This window comes from Mucilaginibacter limnophilus (genome assembly GCF_004005815.1).
Lineage (GTDB): Bacteria > Bacteroidota > Bacteroidia > Sphingobacteriales > Sphingobacteriaceae > Mucilaginibacter > Mucilaginibacter limnophilus.
Genome location: NZ_SACK01000002.1, coordinates 1 through 20,176 on the forward strand (window position 1 = coordinate 1; position 20,176 = coordinate 20,176).

Consider the following 20,176-nt stretch of genomic DNA (forward strand, 5'->3'; position numbering starts at 1 on the left):
GAACTTTTTTGAAAGAACGTCCTTTAGCATCTTATTATCCAAAGCCAGTTCTGCATACATGTGTTTAAGCTTGCGGTTCTCTTCTTCCAGTTCTTTCAGCCGTTTCAGCTCCTGACTGTCCATGCCGCATACTTCTTTCGCCAGTTGTAAAACGTGGATTTGTGAATGCCCAGTTCGCGGCATACATCATTGAGCTCACGGCCGCCTTCATATTCCTTGATGGCCTTTACGATCTGTGCTTCGGAAATAATAGAGTTCTTCATCGTTTGACTGTTTAAAGTTAAGACTTTTCGTCCTTTAAGCAGTCCGGTTTTTAGGAGGGGTTACAGCCTTGCATGTTCGAAGAGATGAAGTACATGCTCCGCGCAATCGGCTGCCCAAAGGGCAAGTAACCGATGATGCTCTTCCGTTAAGGTTCCTCCTCTTCTTATTGTAATGAATCTTTGGTCACGGTCTTTTGGTAATATCATTGCCTTTAACTAATGCTATTAACATGGTTATGCAGCGATGTAAAACAATTTAAAACATTCGCGTGCTCCGATGTTTAATGTTTCATGCTGCTTTTCATGAATTATCCTTTTCAAATAGCGCGGCAAGATTTAGAAGTATGGTTTTCCAGCCTTCTTTGGTGCGCTCTGCATAATCTGCCCATTTCGGGTCCATCTGGTGCGTCAATATCAAATGGCAGCCGCTTGTGGATGGTGATAGATTGATCGACACGATACTTTCTTTGGCCGCTTCCTGGCCAATTCCCCAGGTGAATACTAATCGTTCATTCTTTTGGACTTCAAGATAGGTACCGATATGGTCGAGTTGGTTACCATTTCGTTCGACCACATAAGAGAACGTTCCGCCAATCTTTGGATTATTTTCGAGCTTCGTGATGCTTTCCTTACGAACCTCAGGGCCGAACATCCATTTAGCGATCACATTGGTGTCCAGCCAGGCCTGAAAAACGATAGTCGCATCTGCGTTGAAATCTTGAGCGACTTCTATCGTGGGCTTTTTATTATTTTGTATCTCCATAGGTAAGTTTTTAGTTAAATGACTAATTAGTCATATTTTGTTCTTGTCAGCTAATTCCTTCTGAACTTCGCCCGTATTACCATCGAGATCGTCGGTAATACATATAACAAAGTGTTATAAAGTTAATACTAAAATAGCCAGTGCCTGTAGCCTGGTCCCGCATTTTTTAGAAAAACATCGATTTTCAGCTGCTGGTTTTACAGGTGAGTACTGCGATTTTCCAACAGACAAACACCGATGGTCTGGCCGGCCTTGCATTGGCACATAACTCTGTAGTGATCTGATAACTTTCCCATATTAGAGTAAGTTAAAAATTTCGATAAAAAAGTTGTGTAGTCAAATAACTACATTTACATTTGTAGTCAAATGACTCCATAATGAATTTAAGACGAGACGTATTTCAGGCCATTGCCGACCCAACCAGGCGGGCCATTTTGCTGCTGATAGCTACGCAATCCATGACAGCAGGGGCCATTGCTTCCAACTTTGATACGGCAAGGCCTACCGTTTCTAAACATTTACAAATTCTCACCGAGTGTGAACTGCTTAAACAAGAGCAAAACGGTCGGGAAATTTACTACCACATCAACGCCAAGCAAATGAAAGAAGTAGCTGACTTTATTGAGCCGTTCCGCCAGATGTGGGATGACAGGTTTAACAAACTGGAAACAGTAATGAAAAACTATAAAAGCAAACAATAGATGGAAAAAAAAACAAAAGTGAAAGCCGAAGACGGTAAACAGGAAATTGTCATCACAAGAGAATTTGATTTATCTGTTGAACTTCTTTTTAAAGCATACCAGGAACCCAAACTTTTTGAGCAATGGATGGAAACCAAAGTGCTTAAAATGGAGAACAGAAAACATGGCTCTTATTCGTTTGAAACCTCACGCAACGGAAACGTGGTTTTTCGTGCAAATGGAACGATACACGATTTGGTGCCGAACCAAAAAATCACGCGAACATTTGAAATGGAAAATACGCCATTTCCTGTTCAGTTGGAATATCTGGAATTTGAAAAACTGACCCAAAATACCAGTAAACTCACCATGCATATTTTATTTAAGTCCATTGAGTTCAGGAACCAACTGATGCAAATGCCTTTTGCGCAGGGTATAAATATGGCGCATAACCGGTTAGAGGAAATCTTAACAACCTTAAATAACACACGATGAATAAGCGGAATAAGATCTTCTATTGGATCATAACCATATTCCTGTCCATCGGTATGACGGCCGGTGGTGTACAGCAGTTACTACAAATTGGCGGCTACAACAATATTGTAAGCTCGTTAGGTTACCCCTTATATCTTCTAAGTATTATCGGTGCATGGAAAATATTAGGCGTTATCGCTATTCTCGTCCCAGGATTTCGCCTTTTGAAAGAGTGGGCTTATGCAGGCTATTTGTTCACCATGTCGGGCGCTTTTGTTTCCCATTTAGTGATCGGACAGGCATTTGCTGAAGCTGTTCCATCATTAGTTTTATTGATGGCAACTGTTTTATCATGGTTCTTCAGGCCAGCTAACAGGAAATTAAACTTAAATAATAACACCAATGAGAAATCCCAAAGTAGAATGGTTCTTCAATAAAGAAGGCCAATGGCAGGAAGCTTATCAGGAACTGCGCGACATCGTGCTGGATTGCGGTTTGACAGAAGAGTTGAAATGGGGTTGCCCTTGCTATGCCCAAGAGCGAAGCAACATTGTTTTAATACACGGTTTTAAAGATTATTGTGCGCTGTTGTTTATGCAAGGTGCTTTGCTGAAAGATCCAAACAATATGCTGGTACAACAAACGGCCAATGTTCAATCGGCCAGACAACTGCGCTTTTCGGAGGTCGAAGAAATTATTAAAAGCGAAGCAATTATTAAGGCCTACATCAAAGAAGCCATAAAAAATGATAAAGCCGGCTTAAAAGTGGTGAAGAAAACAACAACCGAGTTTAACGTACCACAGGAATTTCAAGCTGCATTGGATGAGATGCATGAACTGAAGATGGCGTTTGGTAAACTAACACCGGGAAGACAAAGGGGCTATCTTTTGTATTTTTCTGCGGCTAAACAATCCAAAACAAGAATGGAAAGAGTTGAGAAACATATTATCAATATTTTGGACAATAAAGGCTTAGACGAGTAATGAAACATGGTAAGCACAGCGTGTTGATTCGAGCTATACTTATTTAATGTACGAGAATATTGAAATCTCTAGCACTCCTTAGCAGGTCTTATCATAGATGCCCTTCTAATTATAGTATGAATTATTGAACTTGTACAAGAAAGACCGAGTGAACATTTTTTAGTAGATATACCATACTACCGTAGCGTTATAAAATTACTCTAATGCTATATAATGGGAGCTGAAATGCCAAATGGCCTGTGATGTGCTTAAGGGATCAGCTCCCCAGAAGGTCGGCAAACCTTTTTATAACTCAGTAAGATTCTCCGGTTCGTATTCGAGTTCCACAACACCTGATTTAAAAACATTCGTACCTATCAATTTCAAGCCAATTCGTTCTTTTAAATCTTCAAATAACGGCTTTCCGCTACCCAAAACGACAGGGTGCACCGATATTTTATACCTGTCGATAAGGCCTAGATTAATAAAGGTCTTTATCAGGTTGGCGCCACCATATAGCCATATATCTTTATCGCCCTGCTTTTTAATTTCTGCTACCTTATAGGCTACATCTGAAGTTATGTAGGTGGCTTTTTCACCCGGCCTGCTTTGGCTGGAAAAGATAAATTTCTTTTTGGAATGTATCGCTGACCACATCTGTTTCTCATTAGGGCTTGCGTTTTCATCTGGCTGAAAATTTCCCCATCCATCATAACTTACCCGTCCATAAAACATAGTGTCGACGCTTTCTATGAAGGCTTCAAAATTCATATCGTCGTCCATAACGCACCAATCAACTTCTCCGTTTGGACCTTCTATAAAACCATCCAAGGTAATTGCCAAGTTTAATATTACTTTTTTCATGATTGCATTTTTAAACAAAACTAAGTGTTGAATTCGCTTCAATCCTTGGAAAAAAACGACAAACAACAACAAAAAGGTCGTTTTTCTTCAAAAGACTAACACTAAGCATCAGTTAAATTTGCATTCCCAAATTAGAATATGATAGTCCCTGAATCATCTTCATGACTAAATATAAGCGGAATTATGAGCTAAGACCACATGCGGCCCTGAAGCAGGAAAGAATGGAGGGAAGATAATTTTTGAAGGAAGGCCCGAGGAGCTTGTCAAAAGTATTAACTCAATCACCGGAAAGTTTCTCAAAGCGTCTTTAAAGACCGCTGCCAAATAAATGGACGCTCTATAAGTGCTAAAGCTCTGACGGGGTCAAACCCGTATGCTCTTTTATTTCGTTACTGAGATGAGCATGGTCATAGAAGCCACATTCATAAGCTATTTCAGACAAAGTTCTGTTAGAAGCGCTATTGATCAATGATAAAGCTTTTTGAAAACGGATGATCTTTGAATACTCTTTTGGCGTAATTCCAATTTGCATTTTAAAATTCCGCTCTAACTGCCTTAGCGTCATGTGGTTTCTTTTTGCAAGCTCAAAAATGTTCAATTGCCCGTTTGAATGCTGAATATCTTCTAAAGCAGAATGTAGTTGATTTTTTTTGTCTATAATTCTTTGAGAAAAAAATTGGTTGAGATAATTAGATCGCTCTTTTATAATTCTGTCGGTATTAAAAGAATAAGATCTATCAAACTCGATGGTGTTGTCTTTTAGCTCACTTTGCGGTGCATATTTATAAAAATTCGAAAAAGTAGCAGGCTTTAGACAAACTCCCAGAAGATGCGTGTTGTGATCTATGAAACTATCTTTAAAAGATGTCATCGCGCCTACAACATAAGTTTTACCGAACTCCATGGTTACCAAACCATTGTCTGTCTTGCAACGCTCTCCCAAATTCATTACCAGTCCTGGACATCCATCAGGGAAAATTCGTTCCCATTGCCCGTCATTCTCCGCACCCTTCAACTCCCAAAAAGCATGAATAAAGGATTGCAATTCTCTGCAAGGCTTTACTTCTGTATATTCCATGGTCTCAGCTATTTGAGTGAGATTCGCGTTTTAAACTCGTTACTAAATGTTTTTTGACGTCTGAAAAAGCAATATATTTCACTAACGAATTTAGCAAAAATAACTAAAATAGCGAGTCTATACTTTGGGTAAAATGTCTGTAGTTACGCTGTTACATGGACATGGCCTGAAGAGTGCTGCGCTGCTTCCTGTACTTTTAGCATGAGTAAGGTCAGCTGTTTGTCAATCAGCTCTTCAATCTCCCGTTTGATCTTTTTATATGTAGCAATGTGCTAATTGGATAAAATTCTCGTTTACCACTCATGCAGGTTAACAAAACAGAATGTACCTTTGCCGATAAGATGGATCGCAGTCAACATAAGCCACTTAGCGTCCGCGGATTTTTTTCGCTGACTATAGCAGTACTTTTCCTCTTGCTGGGCTTTTGTCCTTTGCGGAATGTGCTGGCTGCCTCCTTATTTCAAAACCACCAGAGCGTCCCGAAAACAAACGGTGCACATCTCTTGACAGGTACAGAACACTGCACACTAACTTTGGCTAAGGAAAGCACAGTTTCCGATACAAAGCGATTAACTGTCCCTTTTGCGGTTGTTATGACGATACTGTTCTTCGGCAGCATTTTGCCGGAGCAGCCATTCCCCTCCTTGCGGGTGTTCCGTCGTTTTGATTTAAAACGACGACCGCTCTATCTGTGTAACCGCGTCTGGCGGATCTGATGAATATGATGGACTGATAAGGCGCGAATGCCCTTTTTTTATTATTCATCAAATCAATTTCATTTCATGAGACATTTTCTTTCTGTTGTTGCTGGTAAGAACAACCGGCATTTGGCAACATTGATCCTGCGCCTGGTCATCGGCTTTGGCTTTATGGCGCATGGCTGGGCCAAACTGGACAGAGGGCCAGCCGGATTAGCACACTTGCTGATGCATTTACACATCCCTTTTCCGTTTGAGATGGCCTGGGCGGCTATACTTACCGAGCTTATAGGTGGCGCGGCACTTTTCATTGGCTTTTATACCCGGATCGTCGTTTTTCCGCTTATCGGTACGATGCTGTTCGCCATGTTTAGCATTCACCTGCATTATGGCTTCAGTTCGGTGAAAACGATCGGACTGACGGCTGATGGCCCGGTATTCGGACCGCCAGGTTATGAGATCAATCTGGTTTATATTGCGGGTCTTGCCGCACTTGGCCTTCTAGGATCGGGACGGTGGTCTGCAGATGCGGTGCTGCACAAACGACCGGATTGACAGCTACGGACAAACAGCCTTCGATAAGAAGGCTGTTTGCTATTAACTTTTCCGAGGCTGCGACCGCGTGGGGAACTTGTTGACGCGTAGTCTCTACTTTACGGGAACGTAGCTCAGCACAATAACCCCTTTTTCCAATTGCTCCGCCTGTTTCAATTGAAAGCCCTCCGCAACCGGTTTTTGCAACAAGCGTTCACCGTAACCGGCGATATGCGGTTGGATCAACAGCTTTAATTCATCAATTAAACCTGCTTCCAGTAAAGCATTCACCAATTGCCCGCTTCCCTGAATGAGGATATTACCGCCTGGCTGTTGCTTAATTTCAGCAATGGCATCAATCACATCTTTGCTAATGATCGTTGTATCGCCCCAAGGTGCATCGGTTATCGAGCCTGATACCATGTATTTCTTTACATTATTCAATTTGTCTGCCACGCCCATCTCATTGTTTTTAAGCGATGACCAATATGGATAAAGCATTTGGTAAGTGTTACGGCCATAAAGCATCGCGTCGCAATTGTCAATAGTTTGTTGAATATAAGCCGCACGACTATCACTGTGGTAAGGATTGAACCAGGTTCCGAAGTTTGTTGAATCAAAGACGCCATCTAATGACACCCATTCTGAAGCTATTATCTGTCTCATTGTTGAAGTGTTTTAATAAGACAAAACTATTAGCCCTCATAACGGCAAAATAGAACAAACCCGACAGCGGCTTAAAATTTCGGATCGTAGGGTGCTGCTTTTTGCAGATACTCTTTAGGGGTGAGGTTGGTAAACTCCTTAAATACCCTGATGAAATGGCTCTGATCGGCAAAACCATGCTCGTAAGCGATATCGGTAAGTTTCTCGAACTGATGGTGGTTCAATTGCTGAAAAGCCGAATGGAACTGCCATACCCGCCTGAACATTTTCGGTGACAAGCCAATATTGGTTTCGAACAACCGTTGCAGCGATCGTTCAGAGATGTTCAGTTGTCGCCGTAACTCCAAAAGTGCATCCGGCGCATCGTTGTTTTTGAGGTGTTGTGTAGCAAAGGTCAGCTTCGCCGCGTCGAACCGGTCTGCTGATGCCAGTTTCAATATCAGGTCATCCATGAGCTTTAGGCGACCGGGTAAACTTTGCTCATTAAGCAGTCGCTCTTGCAGGCGCGATTCTTTCAATCCCTTCACTTCATGCAGATTTATAGAACGATCTGTCAGTTCAGTCGCATCGATACCCAAAAAAGCCTTTGGGACATGGGGGTAAAGAAAATAAGCGATCAGCGTTACAGGCCCGTTAAAACTTAATTGGGCCGGCTTGACGGTTTGTCCATAAAGCTGTAAGTAACTGTTCTGTCCAACTGCTTTGGCCGACTGAAAAATGATCGTCGGCGCACCATTGGCGAATAATGGAATGTGAAACCCGGGTATGCCATCGCTGTACTCAATCATGAGTATGCTGCTTACATAGGCGCTCAGGGCCGGAGGTGGCAGAAATGATCGGGTTGTCATAGATTAAACGAAGATAATGCCGAAAATAATCAAATGAACACGAAGGATACAATAACTTTATCGCCGCGTTTTAAGGAGGCTTCTCCCCAGACCTGCCAAATCCCTGCCGAAGCGGCGGTTATAAAAATAATTTTTGAAATCGTTTTGAATTCTTGTTAGATCAAAATTACGGCAGAAAAACGAGCGTCCAGTGTGACGTACATCACATTTAAATTGCGTATTGATTCGTAAGGCATGTCATATTTGTTCCATCTTGGTGCTGGTTGATAAGTACAAATCTTGTTTTGAAAGGGAGTGGTTAGAAAACTAGTTTCTTTATTCCATCGATCGAAGAAAGTGCCTATCTCACTTTCAAGGTATGAGAATGCGGAATTCAATGAAAAGGCCATCAATTACTTTCTTTCACTTGCAGCAGTAAAACCAAGACACTATTTAGTGGTTATCGTAACAGTGTAGCTTTTTGTGCTTCCATCTTCTGCTTTAACAGTGTAAATAACAGGTTTTGTGAAATCATTAACGCTTACCTGACTTGTTTGCAACTGACCACTCACCATTACAACAGCTTTTTTGGAAACTGTGAAGGCGGCTTTCAACGCGTTAAGATTTGTGCCTGATGGTAAGGTTGCCGTAATTGTATTATCCGTCTGTAATGTATTGTAATCGGCGATCAGGTTGCTGTTGTCAGCTTTGAAAAATTCAAAAGTAAGAATGTCCTTTTGTGATGATTTTGTTTGTTCTGTCTGTTGCTCGTTTGGATGGTCTTTTTTACAGCCAGACACCAAACAGCTTAAAGTAGCGATGAGTAAACTATTAATAATAAGCTTGGATTTGATTTTATACATAGTTAATCATTCAATGTATGAGTTTATAGTCATTATAACATTAATCCATTCCAAAAGGTTTATCCCTCCACTGCTTCCCATTCATAAATTTTAGGTGCCTATTATTTGGGCAATAAGTTAACGCAAATAAAGATTCGCGTCACTTTATCAATAACTCAATCCATTGGCCAACATTACTTTCACCGAATGGGCCGTGCGCGTAGATCCGACCATTCTCTTTCTTAAGGATGAAATTTGGCGCAGATGTCTTGCAGCCCGCTTCATCTCCATCGTAGAATAATTCGAGTTTTCCCGCTCGTTCAACCGCCCTATACTGCCCGTTACATAAAATCGGCTCATGAAAGGTGATGGATGAGACGTTAACAGCATTATTTTCAATATTAATTGTCCATTTTGTACTTGAAGTTCCTGAGGTTGTCATTTCGCCTTCGATAAAAGCAGTGTAAGTACCTTTCCATGCGGATAGATTGGTTTTCTTTTTGGTCATTGTTTCTTTTTGAGAACTTTCAACGAACTTTCCGTTCGCATTTATATGATACGTTTTAGTTTCTTGCAATGAGGTTTCGTCTTCTTCCGCCTGGAAGCGATATAGATGAATAACTTTTTCCCGGTCGACCAGGTAATATTGTCTTCGTGAAAAAATAGGGTCTCGCTCGGTGTAATAGAGCAAAAGGCTATCCAATCTTTCACCGTCATGTTCTGTTACCAGGTACATATAGTTAATCGTGCTACCTGTTTCACTGCCGGCAGGCTGGTCGTTGTACTTGCCGCTATCTTTATACAATACTACGCTATAGTTTTTTTCTTCCCAAACCAGCGCTGCAGCGCTTATCATCGGATCAAACCTTACGGGGTCGGCAAAAGGAAGGACTGGTTTGCTTTTGTACATGGCCCCGTTCACTTCAAGGCTGTCGTATAGTTTATTGTAATGTTTCTGCACAAAGTAGAACAAATTATTGTAGTCGTCACTTTTTACATTACTCAACAAAAAACCTTCAGCCTGATCATCAACAGGCCTGTTTGTCCATTTCTCAGGAAAATCAATGGTTGACAAAAGTTCCATGCCCAGCGGTAGTGAAAGCTTCGGTAGTTTTTGTTGATTAACTATTAGATTTTTGGAAGTATCAGAATTGCCTTGCTGCTTGTTTGAATTACCGCAGGAAAAGAAATACGGGATTAGTAGGAGCAGGTAACGGAACTTTCTCATAGCTGTAGACTGGATAAATGATATAAAACATTAGACATTTCCGTTTGTTTTAAGCTACTCATATCCTGTGTTTTATGAATCTTCGCCAGTCGTTTACTACACTCATACTATCTCTTTTTATCTCAGCTTGTGCCGACAAAAATGATTGCATTAATAATTTACAGGAAGATCCTGAAATAGGTAAACACGCCGGCAATTTCACGCGGATTGCTAATGCCATTATTGGTAAACGCGTTGAAGTAATAACAGCTTTTACAAAGAAACACCCAGAAGATACATCTGAGATCTATGGAAGCATAGCGGTATGGAAAGGATATCTAAAACCTGATAGTCTGACCAATCAAGCTTTGAATTCACTCGATAAGCCGGGAGTCGGCATTTCGTATGTCCCCGCCTTATCAGAGATCAGGTACCAATTGCACCGGTACGAATGTAGCGACAGCATAATGCTACACGCAGTAACAAATAAAGGTGCGGTGTTCCCTGGAAAAGTAAAAATCATTCCACTTGGCAGTGGTTGGACTTATATGATACATAAAGAAGTCATGGCTGGAGGTTACTAGCTACCTGGAAGATATAGATTTTAGGCGCGCTTTTAATTCCGTAAGCTCTTGGTCAAGTTGGGGCTGAAAGCTTTCGTTGATTTGGTTATCAGATATCGAGAGCAAGCGGTCGTAAGCTGAGATAGTTAGTTCAAGATCAGCACTCAATTCATCTACAGGCCAGATGTATACGTGACCAAATTTCAACAAACAATACCCCGCTGCCCTTACCAGGTACTCTTCATCGTCCCATTCCTTTTTCTCCATAAGACATCGAAGCATCTTCCTTACCTTCTCTGCAAAGCCGGACTCATCGACAAGCGTAGAAAGCCAGTCCGCTGCACGATCATTTTCCCAAGGTCTGTTTCCCCACATTTTATTACAGTTTTTCTAGTTCCGAAAACAATTCTTCTGCCGATGCATTGATCCCAGCCTGAAATTCCAATGGGATTTTATTCAAATTTCGTTCATACCAAATGGCAAAGATTTCCTTAAGCTCCTTGCGGTTTAACTTGGCAACCCTGCGTGACGCTAATTCAGGGTAACGCTTACTAAGTAGAAGAAAAATTTCAATGTGTACCAACAATGGCTGAACACCTTCTGAAGAAGTTCGCATCCACTCTTTTATGTCGTTGATCTGCTCAATGGCTAGATTGAAATATCTCGCCGGCTCAAGCTTGGCCATTTCATTATCTTCCGCCGCTGCACTGTAAATTTTCATAAATAATTATTGTTAGGCTATCATCTAAACAAAGTAACGACTTAATCATATAATATAAACAGCTGAAAGCTATAATGTTCCCTCGCTATGGAATTTGACCCTTAACGAAGGAGTAGGAAAATAAGATTACTAATAAAAGCACATATTTCATATTGCCTTACTTTATAGTCGATTGAAATTAACTTGCTAGCTGATAAGTGACTGATAATCAATGTCAATAATAATACCAGCACTGCGTTTGTTGGAGTGTCGCCTGGATAACTGTAATCACTTAAATGGATTTTATCCGATCGTTATCAATTTCAGAATAAGATGCGCGGAGGTGTGGTATAGGCGCATACGGGCCCTTTAAATTTTTGAGTAAGCCATTAATGGTTTCACGTTGTGACTGCGCAATAACATCGATCGCAGCCATCGTAAAGAGGCAAGTTAATGCAATTTTTTGATGTTATTCACGACAAAATATTGAAAGTTGCTTGATCGCATTTAAAATAAAGTCTTTTTCACCAGGTTGCATTTCACGGAAGGAGAATATTGTTTTGTACAATTGAATTGATTTCCCCGCAACATAATTGTCTAAGGTGATTGTTTTATTTAACGTAGAAATCCTATTCTCATCATTAAAGGCTTGTATTTCAGCGGTGGGAATGGCAAGGCGAAATCTTGATTTGCTATCTTTTTCTTCTTTTCCGTTGAATACAATTCTGCACGAGGAAACGCTTTCAACAATTATATCGTCAAACCCCGATGTGGTATATATACTTTTTTGCAAATGGACCTTCAGCCAACTGATTAGTGCTTCTTTGGACATTTTTTTTATGTCCGGCAAAACAGGGGTACTACAATGACTTGCAAGGTTTTTAAGATGCCTGGCTACCTCTCTTCCTTTGGCATTATCTTTTAGCGGCATAGCTCTGCTTATTTCCTGCCCCCTGGTGTCCAGGTTTGTCATTAGGGCACCATCATATTCATAACTAATATTTCCTTCCTGATCCAAGCCAGAGAAGATTGTGGAAAATGTTACTTCAATGGGACCATCTTCAGAGGTGCCCGTAACCACAACTTCGCAATCTGTAACTTTTTTAACAGCGGTTATGCCGGCATCATCAGGAAATGCTGCTAACATATTTTTTTTAAGCCAAGTAATCGACTCTTCTCTTGTTTGACTATACGCTTGTAATACCTGCAATGCAAAGAGTAATACTAATAAGGGTAACGATTTGCGAATCATATGTTTAAAATTATCGCTTCAAAGTTCATTAGTTAACAATTCCGGTACAATACCTCTTTAGAGTTATTGTTACGCGTAATTGATCATTATAACTTTGTAAAAACCTTTGCATATGGCAATTCATCTTTTCAAACAGTTATCTCTATTGCTTTTTTTAATCTCGCTGTCGCTCAAATCTTCGGCGCTTGATATTTATCTCTCGAAAAATACATCAATCGTAACCGTTGGCAGCACTGCCGTTCATATTTCATCGACGAAAATTGGTGCGGTTGAAAAAGCTAACGGACGTGCCAAGCTTGTGACAAAGGGGTTTTTTGGACAAATTTATGAGCTCTCGGGTGTTTATTTTGATGTAATGGAAAGTGGTACCATAGTAAGTGTGTTCGTGTGTTTTAAACCCGAGTCAGTCTCGATGGACATTGTGCCTGGTGACGAACGCGAACAGTCATTGACAAAAGTTTTTACCGGGAAAGTTTGGTGTGATGGCTTGGAATTACGGCAAGGTGTTGCTTCTGGCCAAATAAAAATGCGTGTAAAAGAGTTTGAATCGGCGATTGAAAACGATGAGAAATTTGGAGGGGAGACCACTTTTAGCATACCTGGAAAAAATGTTTATCAAGCCTTTTACGGTACAAACATCATTTCCTATGATTTGCAGAATGATGAGCCGGCAAAGTTGATGGTGTCTAAAGGTAACCGATCTGATATCGCCGTGCATACGGCTGCTGCCAGGAAGCTGATAGACGCTGGCGACTCTCAAAGGGCTGTATCTATGATAAAGGAAATGATGTCAGGGCAAGGTGTGCAATCCCCTTTTTATATATACTGCGCGGAACTACAGGCGACTGAATTGCTCAAATTGAACAAAAGTTTGGAAGCCTTAAATTTACTTAACAAAATTTTCACTATTGAAGCATTAAATGAGGTAAAAAACATCAGATATACAGAAGAGAATTGCTCTACCTACTCTTGTTTTCTAGTTCATGCGTTACGAGTTCGAGCTTTTGTACATTACAATTTTCAGCAACATGCTGATGCGCTTCGAGACGCTGACCTGGCCTTCTCAAGTTTTCCCGACCATATGCTGGCTCAGGTTGCGGTTAACAGCGCTTTTCAGGAAAAAAACTATCAAAAGGCAATATTTTATGGAAATTGGCTAATAAAAAATTATAAAGAAAACAACTGTTATGTAATTGTAGCTTACTCGGCTTTTAACAGTGGCGATTATTCGGCAGCTATAAACGCTTTTAGCAAGGCGATTCAATTTGAACCGAATGCGAAGATAAGAGCGGAATATTATTATGGAAGAGCGTACGCGACCGCGCTTCAGAGCGAGAATAATAACGCACTCAACACAGAAGCAAAAAAACTCATTTGTGAAGATCTCGTGCTTGCGCGCCGTAATGGGCTCGCCACTAGCGACTTGGATAAACTGTCTTCAAAATATTGCCCTTGATCAAATCAAGCCGGCTTTCAAACACAGCGCGATCAATTCCGAGCTATTACTAGCGCCAGCTTTGCCTAGTATATTCTTTCGGTGCTGTTTCACAGTGTGTAGCGATAAAAAAAGCCGTTCTGCTATCGCTGTGCTGTTAAACCCTGCGGCCATAAGACAGATAATTTCTCTTTCTCTTTTAGTGAACAATGACGTATTACTTAGCTGAGAGTGCAAAGGTACATCAAACACAAAAAAGTCAGTACTATTTCCAATACCAGTAAGAGTTGCCTTGTGACTATTTACAGTCGTTAAATGCTCTACATTGGTGTGTATGTTAAGCGTTTTGCCTATTCCTCCAGTGGTATCAGTTGACAAAACTAAGGCTTGGTGATGGAACATTTGAAAATTGCCATTAGCTGACTTCATGCGGAAGCAATAGCCAGTTTTGTAATTTGTTACTTTATCCCAACCTTTTTTTTGTGTGAAATCATACACAGTGGTTTCAGCATTGGCAACATAGTTCATATCTTCTGGCATTATTCTATTAAGTATGTCATCAAAAGTGACAGTTTGTGGTTCTAACCCTAAAACGTCTTTAATTTTGGGACTCATATGAATTATTCTTCGATCGTAAAAATCAACTACATAATAATAAAAGGGACCTGGGCAGAAAAATGAAGCCAATAACTCCTCAATATTAATTGTTGGGAGTTCTACCTCTGTACGGGCAAGTAAATCAATATTCTTGTCCCAAACTTCGTGCAATAAGTTAGTTTTAGGTTGCATGATCAATAAAAGCTCAAATTAATTAACATCGATAAATTTTGCAAATCAATATAGTTAATTAATGCTCAACAAGCGGTTCGATGCTCTTTTTATTAAAAAGGATATTTATTTTTTAGTTAGAAAAATAGATAGCCAGCGCAATAACCAATGCGCCATCTATTTCGGAGAACTCCTTTCGTAAGACAGACAACGCTTTGCTGATGTGTTTCTCTACGGTACTTACTGAAATGTTAAGTTGCTCCGCGATCATCTTATAAGGCATTTGCTCAAAACGGCTGAGCTTGAAAGCTTCTCTTGATTGTGGTGATAAACTTTCAATTACTGCGTGAATACGATACTCTAATTCTTTTGCGGTCAGCAAGTCAACAGCGTTAACAGAGGTAGAGAACTCCGTAACCGGTTCAAAATGTGCGGAAAGTGCGGCATGACTTATACGCGTGCGTAAAGCATACAACACCTTATTGCGCAACGTGGCAAAAAGATAGCTTTTCAGATCACCGTTGATGTCCAGCGTAGCTGCATTTTTCCAAAGTGCAATAAAGACGTCCTGCACGATCTCTTCCACAGCAGGTTCATCGGGTATCTTTTTAAATGCGGTATGGCAAAGGTCTAGGTAATACTTATTATAAACTATGGTAAACGCACGCTCGTCTTTTGCAACTATTTGTTGCAATAAGTATGGGTCGGTTAATAGCGGGGTCTTCAAGTGTGCTTGTTTTACGCAGCAAAATTAGGATCTCAATTTTAAGCTAAACTCCCGGTATTTGTTAAGAAATGGTGAACGCTTGATTAAATAACAAATAATATAAAAAAAGGATAGAGGTACACAAGCCATATTGCAATAAGTAGAGCAGCATACAGATGAAAGAAACACAATTGAGCGTGCTTATTGATAAATATCTTTCCGGATCGTGCACACCGGAGGAAGCCAGGGTCATCGAGGGGTGGTATGATGCATTGCAGCCAGAACAGCGTAACTTTTTTGACGGCCAGGAAAAAGCCATCAATGCGTCGGCTGAACGATCCTTACGGGCAATCCGGGAAAAGCTTCAGATGGGCGATGATAGCTACACCGCGCAGATCTCCCAGATCCGGCCAGTGCGCAGGCAATGGCAGTGGCTTGCGGCGGCATGTATCCTGGTATTAATAAGCGTTGGCGGCATGTTGTTAATGAAGCGCAATGCCGCTGAACACTATGTCGTTCTTAGCGCCGCGACCGGCCAAATCAAAGGCTTTCAATTGCCGGACGGTACCCGGGTACTGCTTAATGCAGGTAGCCAGCTCAAATACTGTGCTGATTACAACGAAAAAAAGCGGCGCGTCTGGCTGGATGGAGAAGCATTTTTTGACGTAAAACACGACAAGCAAAAGCCATTTGATGTTGAGGCCGGCGATTTTAAAACGCATGTGCTGGGTACAGCGTTTGCCGTCTCTGCATACCCCGGAGCACTGGTTAAAACTGTTACCGTTACCCGCGGCAAGGTACAAGTAAGTAATACCAAAAAGGTGCTGGGGCTGTTGCTGCCTGACCGCAGTTTGGAGTATACGGAAAACACAGGGATAACTAGACTAAGAGGTGTTGATGCCGGCAAGATGGTATCCTGGACGGCCGGCAAACTTGCATTCATCGATATGCCGATGCAGGATATCGCCATCCATCTTCAGCGTTGGTATGGCGTCAAGTTCATATTTAATGATCAGCACTTAAAGAATACGAGGTTTACAGCAAGTTTTAACGGCAATATACCGCTGCAGGAATTGCTGCTCATAATGTCGGAGGTCAGCCACGTGAATTACCGTTACGATGCAAAGAACCGCATCGTAACGTGCCTGTGATTGTACTTTTTTTAAATTATTAAAGCAAATGCCTATGTAACACTTAAAACAAGAGCAAAGTATAAAAAAACCGCTTTGTGGTCGAGACAAAACGGTTAAGGGATCTTAACAACAAGCTATTCATCATTAAAATCATTACAAATCTATGCAAATTCTTTTTAAAAGAATGCAACAGGCGGGGTATTGCCTTCACCTGAGTAAGAAGTTATCCATTCAATATTGGCCATTATGCCGAAAGATCATGAAAATTTCAGTTGCGCTGTGGTTGCTGTTAACAGCAAGTACATTGACGATGTTTGCCGAGGACAGCAAGGGGCAAAGTTTAAAAGACACCAGAATATCGATAGTCGCTAAAGAAAAGTCTTTGGAAGCGATTCTCAGCGATATTGAAAAAATATCCGGCTTTCACTTCGTATACAGGACTGATCTGGTAAAACCTTACCAGGTAAAGCACTATTCCGCGAATTCTCTAAGTGTTGAAAATGTACTCAGCGACCTGCTGCATCCGCGCAAACTGATATTTCGCCAGCGCGGTGATAACGTACTTATCGAAACACAAAACGATACCGCTAAGGAAGAGAAAAAAGTTAGCTCGGTAACTCAGCGTCCAGGCGCAGCAATCACTGTAACCGGACGTGTTGAAGACGAAAAAGGATTACCCATGCCGGGTGTGACCGTTGCCGTTAAAGGCACGCAGCATTCAGTCGCCACTGTATCCGACGGAACATACCATATAGACGCTGAAAACGGACAAACGCTGATCTTTTCTTTTTTAAGTTATAAGACGGTTGAGAAAGTAATCAGCGGTACGCAAATTATAAACGTACGCATGGAACCGGAAAGCAGCCAGCTTAATGAGGTGGTTGTAGTGGGCTACGGTACGCAGCGCCGCGGTGATCTGACAACAGCGGTAAGCTCACTCAAAGCCGGTGAGATCAATAATTTTACGGGAACGGGAGTGGACAAAGCAATGACCGGCAAAATGGCCGGTGTGCAGGTACTGGAACCCAATGGTGCTCCAGGAGCCGGTATTACCATCGCCATTCGCGGCAAGGCGACAGTCACTGCCGGTACACAGCCATTGTATGTGATAGACGGTATTCCGCTCTCAGAATCCAATTCCAATGGCCCGGGTTTGACCGTTAATCCGCTTAACAACATCAACGTAGCCGATATTGAAACCGTAGACGTACTTAAAGATGCGTCAGCTGCGGCTATTTACGGTTCGCGCGGCTCTAACGGTGTTATTTTGATCACCACTAAACGTGGAAAGAAAGATAAACCCACAATCAGTTACAATGGCTATGCGGGTTATCAGAAAGTCTTAAGAAAAATTGATATGCTTGATGCCTATGAATATGCGCAGCTAATATACGATGCACATAATAATGCATATTTTGACCTTCTTGCTGATAAGGGACTGAGCGGAAGTGCAAGTGATGATAACGCCACCCGACTGGCCAAACTGGGCGGGCCTGTGGGCGCTACCAACCAGGCCTATGTGCTGCCACCGGAAATTATGCCCTATCTTGAAGGCAAACCGGGCCTGACCAATACGGACTGGCAGGATGCTATTTTCCGCCAGGCCTCTACACAAAATCATACCCTGTCGGTAGCTGGCGGTTCAGATAACATTAAATACTACGTTTCGGGCAATTATCTTAACCAGCAAGGGGTTGTGATACAATCCGGCTTTAAACGTTATGGCGGCCGGGTGAACCTTGATGCATCTTACAATAAATTTAAATTAGGAGCTACCATTAATTATGGTTACGAGCAGTATCAGTTCCAGCCAACGGAGGGGCGTTTTGCCAGCCAGGAATTTATTGTACCCATCGCTTTAACGGCAGCACCATTTTTCCCTGTGTATAACGCCGATGGTTCATACAACTACAGCCAGTACAATTATCAGTATGCAACTTCGCAAACCATTAACCCGGTTGCACTTGCGAATTTAAAAACGGATAATACCGGCCAGGGTAAACTTTTAGGAAACCTATTCGCTCAGTACGATTTCACGCCTGAGCTGTCTAATAAGCTATCATTCGGTGTCAATATCAACAACGCCAACCGTAATACCTTTCGTCCATCGGTTTTACCGACGGTGAATCCGTCCAGCCTTACTTCAATACCTACGGGTTCTTACCGAAACATCTCACTGCTGAACTGGCTGGTTGAAAACACGCTGACTTATAACAAACAGTTTGGCAATCATAATATTAACGCAGTTGCTGCTGTAAGCGCACAGAAAGAAACTTTTGCAAACAGCGTGATTAACGCCACCGGTTATGCAAACGATATGGTCACAACGCTGAATGGCGCTACCAGCATCCAAAGTTTTGGCGGAGGAACCGAGCAATGGACCCTGCTGTCAGCACTTACCCGCGTTCAGTATAGCTTTAAGGACAAATACCTGGCCTCTGCTGCTATCCGTGCCGATGGTTCTTCCCGTTTTGGCGCCAATTCAAAATACGGATATTTCCCGTCAGCTTCATTAGGCTGGAACGTGGATCGTGAAGATTTTATGCAGGCTGTAAAAGCCGTAAGCTCACTGAAGTTACGTGCGAGTTACGGCTTAACCGGTAATATGCAGATAGGTAACTATGCTTATTTATCACTGTTATCCCCGTCGAATTATGTGTTCGGTCCTAACGGTTCAACCAAATTAGCCAACGGTTCTTATCAATCAACCGCAGGTAATGATGAACTGGGCTGGGAACGAACATCGGCCTTTAATATTGGTGCCGATATCGGTTTTCTTAGAGAAAGATTGCACCTGACGGTTGATGCCTATACTAATAATACGAGCGACCTGCTGCTTCAGGTACCCGTGGCCCATACATCAGGCTATCGTGACAACTTGCAGAATATTGGAAAAGTGCGCAACCAGGGTCTGGAATTCACATTGAGCGGCGACAATAAGATCGGCGAATTTCGCGTGACCAATAGCGCTAATATTTCTTTTAACCGCAATAAGGTACTCGATCTGGGTGGCGCCAGGTCTATGATCACACAAGCACAAGGCGTGATTTACTTTATTACTGAAGTGGGCAAGCCTATTGGTAACTACTATACCTTAGTGCAGGACGGTATCTATAAAAGCCAGGCTGAACTCAATGATCCGAATATTCCGAAAGTGCCCGGCGCAAAAGTCGGCGACATGAAGTTCAAGGATATCAACGGCGACAAAGTGATCGACCCCACCAATGACAGGAGCATTACCGGCAATTATATGCCAAAGTTCACGTACGGTTTTTCGAGCCAGTTGCAGTACAAGCTTTTTGATCTAAGTGTTGCCCTGCAAGGGGTTTATGGGAATAAGATCGCCAACATCAACTCAAGATACATTAATAGCCTCGAGAGTTTTACTAACAACACCGCCGAGGCGCTTGACCGCTTCCACTCTGAAGCTGATCCGGGTTCCGGCAATTATCCGCGCGCGAACCGAAGTCAGCGGGGTTTAAACGCCAATATGTCTACTTACTCTATCCGTAGCGGTTCATATTTGCGGATACGTGATATCACTTTTGGTGTCACACTGCCTAATAAGCTGGCTACAAAAGCAGGTATAGGTAAGGCACGCCTTTATTTCACGGCAACCAACCCTTTCATGTTCACCAAATACAACGCTTATAACCCTGAAATAAGCCAGGAAAGCAATCCTCTTATGCCTGGTGTGGATTATGGCAGCTATCCCCTAAGTAAATCTTTTGTATTCGGACTTAATTTAAGCTTTTAATCA

The 20,176-nt window shown here is 41.9% G+C and carries 24 protein-coding genes and 1 pseudogene; 10 read left to right on the forward strand and 15 right to left on the reverse strand.

Annotated features, from left to right (window positions below):
• The 4 genes and pseudogenes from EOD41_RS04285 to EOD41_RS04295 form a co-directional block, all read right to left on the reverse strand.
• Positions 1-183, reverse strand: a pseudogene (locus tag EOD41_RS04285) (IS3 family transposase); the annotation flags it as partial.
• The gene (locus EOD41_RS21210; protein WP_127703569.1) at positions 105-263 is read right to left on the reverse strand and encodes a transposase; all 159 of its coding nucleotides are present in this window, start codon (positions 261-263) and stop codon (positions 105-107) included. The gene EOD41_RS21210 and the pseudogene EOD41_RS04285, both read right to left, overlap by 79 nt.
• A gap of 60 nt (positions 264-323) precedes the next feature.
• Complete coding sequence (locus tag EOD41_RS21215) at positions 324-470, reverse strand: putative immunity protein (RefSeq protein ID WP_394342459.1); 147 nt, start codon at positions 468-470, stop codon at positions 324-326.
• A 94-nt stretch (positions 471-564) separates the two neighbouring features.
• A complete protein-coding gene (locus EOD41_RS04295) occupies positions 565-1,026 on the reverse strand; it encodes an SRPBCC family protein (protein ID WP_127703570.1) in 462 nt (153 codons plus the stop codon).
• A 377-nt stretch (positions 1,027-1,403) separates the two neighbouring features.
• On the opposite strand from EOD41_RS04295, the gene EOD41_RS04300 reads away from it, so the two are divergent.
• From EOD41_RS04300 to EOD41_RS04315, 4 genes are read left to right on the forward strand one after another with little or no spacing between them, the layout of a single operon-like run.
• A complete protein-coding gene (locus tag EOD41_RS04300; RefSeq protein ID WP_127703571.1) occupies positions 1,404-1,727 on the forward strand; it encodes an ArsR/SmtB family transcription factor in 324 nt (107 codons plus the stop codon).
• The gene (locus EOD41_RS04305; RefSeq protein WP_127703572.1) at positions 1,728-2,201 is read left to right on the forward strand and encodes an SRPBCC family protein; all 474 of its coding nucleotides are present in this window, start codon (positions 1,728-1,730) and stop codon (positions 2,199-2,201) included.
• The gene (locus EOD41_RS04310; protein ID WP_127703573.1) at positions 2,198-2,617 is read left to right on the forward strand and encodes a DoxX family protein; all 420 of its coding nucleotides are present in this window, start codon (positions 2,198-2,200) and stop codon (positions 2,615-2,617) included. The genes EOD41_RS04305 and EOD41_RS04310 overlap by 4 nt, the downstream gene beginning before the upstream one ends.
• On the forward strand, positions 2,583-3,164 hold the full coding sequence (locus tag EOD41_RS04315) for a YdeI/OmpD-associated family protein (RefSeq protein WP_127703574.1): 582 nt from the start codon (positions 2,583-2,585) through the stop codon (positions 3,162-3,164). The genes EOD41_RS04310 and EOD41_RS04315 overlap by 35 nt, the downstream gene beginning before the upstream one ends.
• Positions 3,165-3,449: 285 nt before the next feature.
• On the opposite strand, the gene EOD41_RS04320 is transcribed toward EOD41_RS04315, so the two are convergent.
• The gene (locus EOD41_RS04320) at positions 3,450-4,007 is read right to left on the reverse strand and encodes a dihydrofolate reductase family protein (RefSeq protein ID WP_127703575.1); all 558 of its coding nucleotides are present in this window, start codon (positions 4,005-4,007) and stop codon (positions 3,450-3,452) included.
• Between the two features lie 346 nt (positions 4,008-4,353).
• Positions 4,354-5,085 (reverse strand): helix-turn-helix domain-containing protein, encoded by a 732-nt coding sequence (locus EOD41_RS04325; RefSeq protein ID WP_127703576.1) that lies wholly within the window; start codon positions 5,083-5,085, stop codon positions 4,354-4,356.
• A 302-nt stretch (positions 5,086-5,387) separates the two neighbouring features.
• On the opposite strand from EOD41_RS04325, the gene EOD41_RS04330 reads away from it, so the two are divergent.
• Entirely contained in the window at positions 5,388-5,801 is a 414-nt protein-coding gene (locus EOD41_RS04330; protein WP_127703577.1) for a hypothetical protein, read from the forward strand.
• Positions 5,802-5,867: 66 nt separating this feature from the next.
• Positions 5,868-6,338 carry a DoxX family protein gene (locus EOD41_RS04335; RefSeq protein ID WP_127703578.1) on the forward strand — a complete coding sequence of 157 codons (471 nt, stop codon included), beginning with the start codon at positions 5,868-5,870 and terminating at the stop codon, positions 6,336-6,338.
• A 93-nt stretch (positions 6,339-6,431) separates the two neighbouring features.
• On the opposite strand, the gene EOD41_RS04340 is transcribed toward EOD41_RS04335, so the two are convergent.
• The 4 genes from EOD41_RS04340 to EOD41_RS04360 form a co-directional block, all read right to left on the reverse strand.
• On the reverse strand, positions 6,432-6,983 hold the full coding sequence (locus EOD41_RS04340; RefSeq protein WP_127703579.1) for a dihydrofolate reductase family protein: 552 nt from the start codon (positions 6,981-6,983) through the stop codon (positions 6,432-6,434).
• Positions 6,984-7,054: 71 nt separating this feature from the next.
• Entirely contained in the window at positions 7,055-7,831 is a 777-nt protein-coding gene (locus EOD41_RS04345; RefSeq protein WP_127703580.1) for a helix-turn-helix domain-containing protein, read from the reverse strand.
• 428 nt (positions 7,832-8,259) lie between these two features.
• Complete coding sequence (locus EOD41_RS04355) at positions 8,260-8,673, reverse strand: DUF5018 domain-containing protein (protein ID WP_127703581.1); 414 nt, start codon at positions 8,671-8,673, stop codon at positions 8,260-8,262.
• Positions 8,674-8,812: 139 nt separating this feature from the next.
• Positions 8,813-9,880 carry a hypothetical protein gene (locus tag EOD41_RS04360; protein ID WP_127703582.1) on the reverse strand — a complete coding sequence of 356 codons (1,068 nt, stop codon included), beginning with the start codon at positions 9,878-9,880 and terminating at the stop codon, positions 8,813-8,815.
• Positions 9,881-9,954: 74 nt separating this feature from the next.
• Between EOD41_RS04360 and EOD41_RS04365 the strand changes: the two genes are divergently transcribed.
• Positions 9,955-10,443, forward strand: coding sequence for a hypothetical protein (locus EOD41_RS04365; RefSeq protein WP_127703583.1), 489 nt, complete (start codon positions 9,955-9,957; stop codon positions 10,441-10,443).
• Here EOD41_RS04365 and EOD41_RS04370 read toward each other — a convergent pair whose 3' ends face one another.
• The 3 genes from EOD41_RS04370 to EOD41_RS04380 all read right to left on the reverse strand — a co-directional run bounded on the left by EOD41_RS04370 (position 10,444) and on the right by EOD41_RS04380 (position 12,374).
• Positions 10,444-10,704: a hypothetical protein gene (locus EOD41_RS04370; protein WP_127703584.1), complete on the reverse strand. Its 261-nt coding sequence runs from the start codon at positions 10,702-10,704 to the stop codon at positions 10,444-10,446.
• A gap of 97 nt (positions 10,705-10,801) precedes the next feature.
• Complete coding sequence (locus EOD41_RS04375) at positions 10,802-11,143, reverse strand: hypothetical protein (RefSeq protein WP_127703585.1); 342 nt, start codon at positions 11,141-11,143, stop codon at positions 10,802-10,804.
• Positions 11,144-11,591: 448 nt separating this feature from the next.
• Entirely contained in the window at positions 11,592-12,374 is a 783-nt protein-coding gene (locus tag EOD41_RS04380; protein WP_127703586.1) for a hypothetical protein, read from the reverse strand.
• Positions 12,375-12,486: 112 nt separating this feature from the next.
• On the opposite strand from EOD41_RS04380, the gene EOD41_RS04385 reads away from it, so the two are divergent.
• Entirely contained in the window at positions 12,487-13,830 is a 1,344-nt protein-coding gene (locus tag EOD41_RS04385) for a tetratricopeptide repeat protein (RefSeq protein WP_127703587.1), read from the forward strand.
• On the opposite strand, the gene EOD41_RS04390 is transcribed toward EOD41_RS04385, so the two are convergent.
• Entirely contained in the window at positions 13,831-14,598 is a 768-nt protein-coding gene (locus EOD41_RS04390) for a response regulator transcription factor (RefSeq protein ID WP_127703588.1), read from the reverse strand.
• A 112-nt stretch (positions 14,599-14,710) separates the two neighbouring features.
• Positions 14,711-15,304: an RNA polymerase sigma-70 factor gene (locus EOD41_RS04395; RefSeq protein WP_127703589.1), complete on the reverse strand. Its 594-nt coding sequence runs from the start codon at positions 15,302-15,304 to the stop codon at positions 14,711-14,713.
• Between the two features lie 155 nt (positions 15,305-15,459).
• On the opposite strand from EOD41_RS04395, the gene EOD41_RS04400 reads away from it, so the two are divergent.
• Together EOD41_RS04400 and EOD41_RS04405 are read left to right on the forward strand one after the other, a co-directional pair.
• Positions 15,460-16,434 (forward strand): FecR family protein, encoded by a 975-nt coding sequence (locus tag EOD41_RS04400; RefSeq protein ID WP_127703590.1) that lies wholly within the window; start codon positions 15,460-15,462, stop codon positions 16,432-16,434.
• Positions 16,435-16,675: 241 nt separating this feature from the next.
• A complete protein-coding gene (locus EOD41_RS04405) occupies positions 16,676-20,173 on the forward strand; it encodes a SusC/RagA family TonB-linked outer membrane protein (RefSeq protein ID WP_205780497.1) in 3,498 nt (1,165 codons plus the stop codon).
• Positions 20,174-20,176 lie beyond the last annotated feature (3 nt).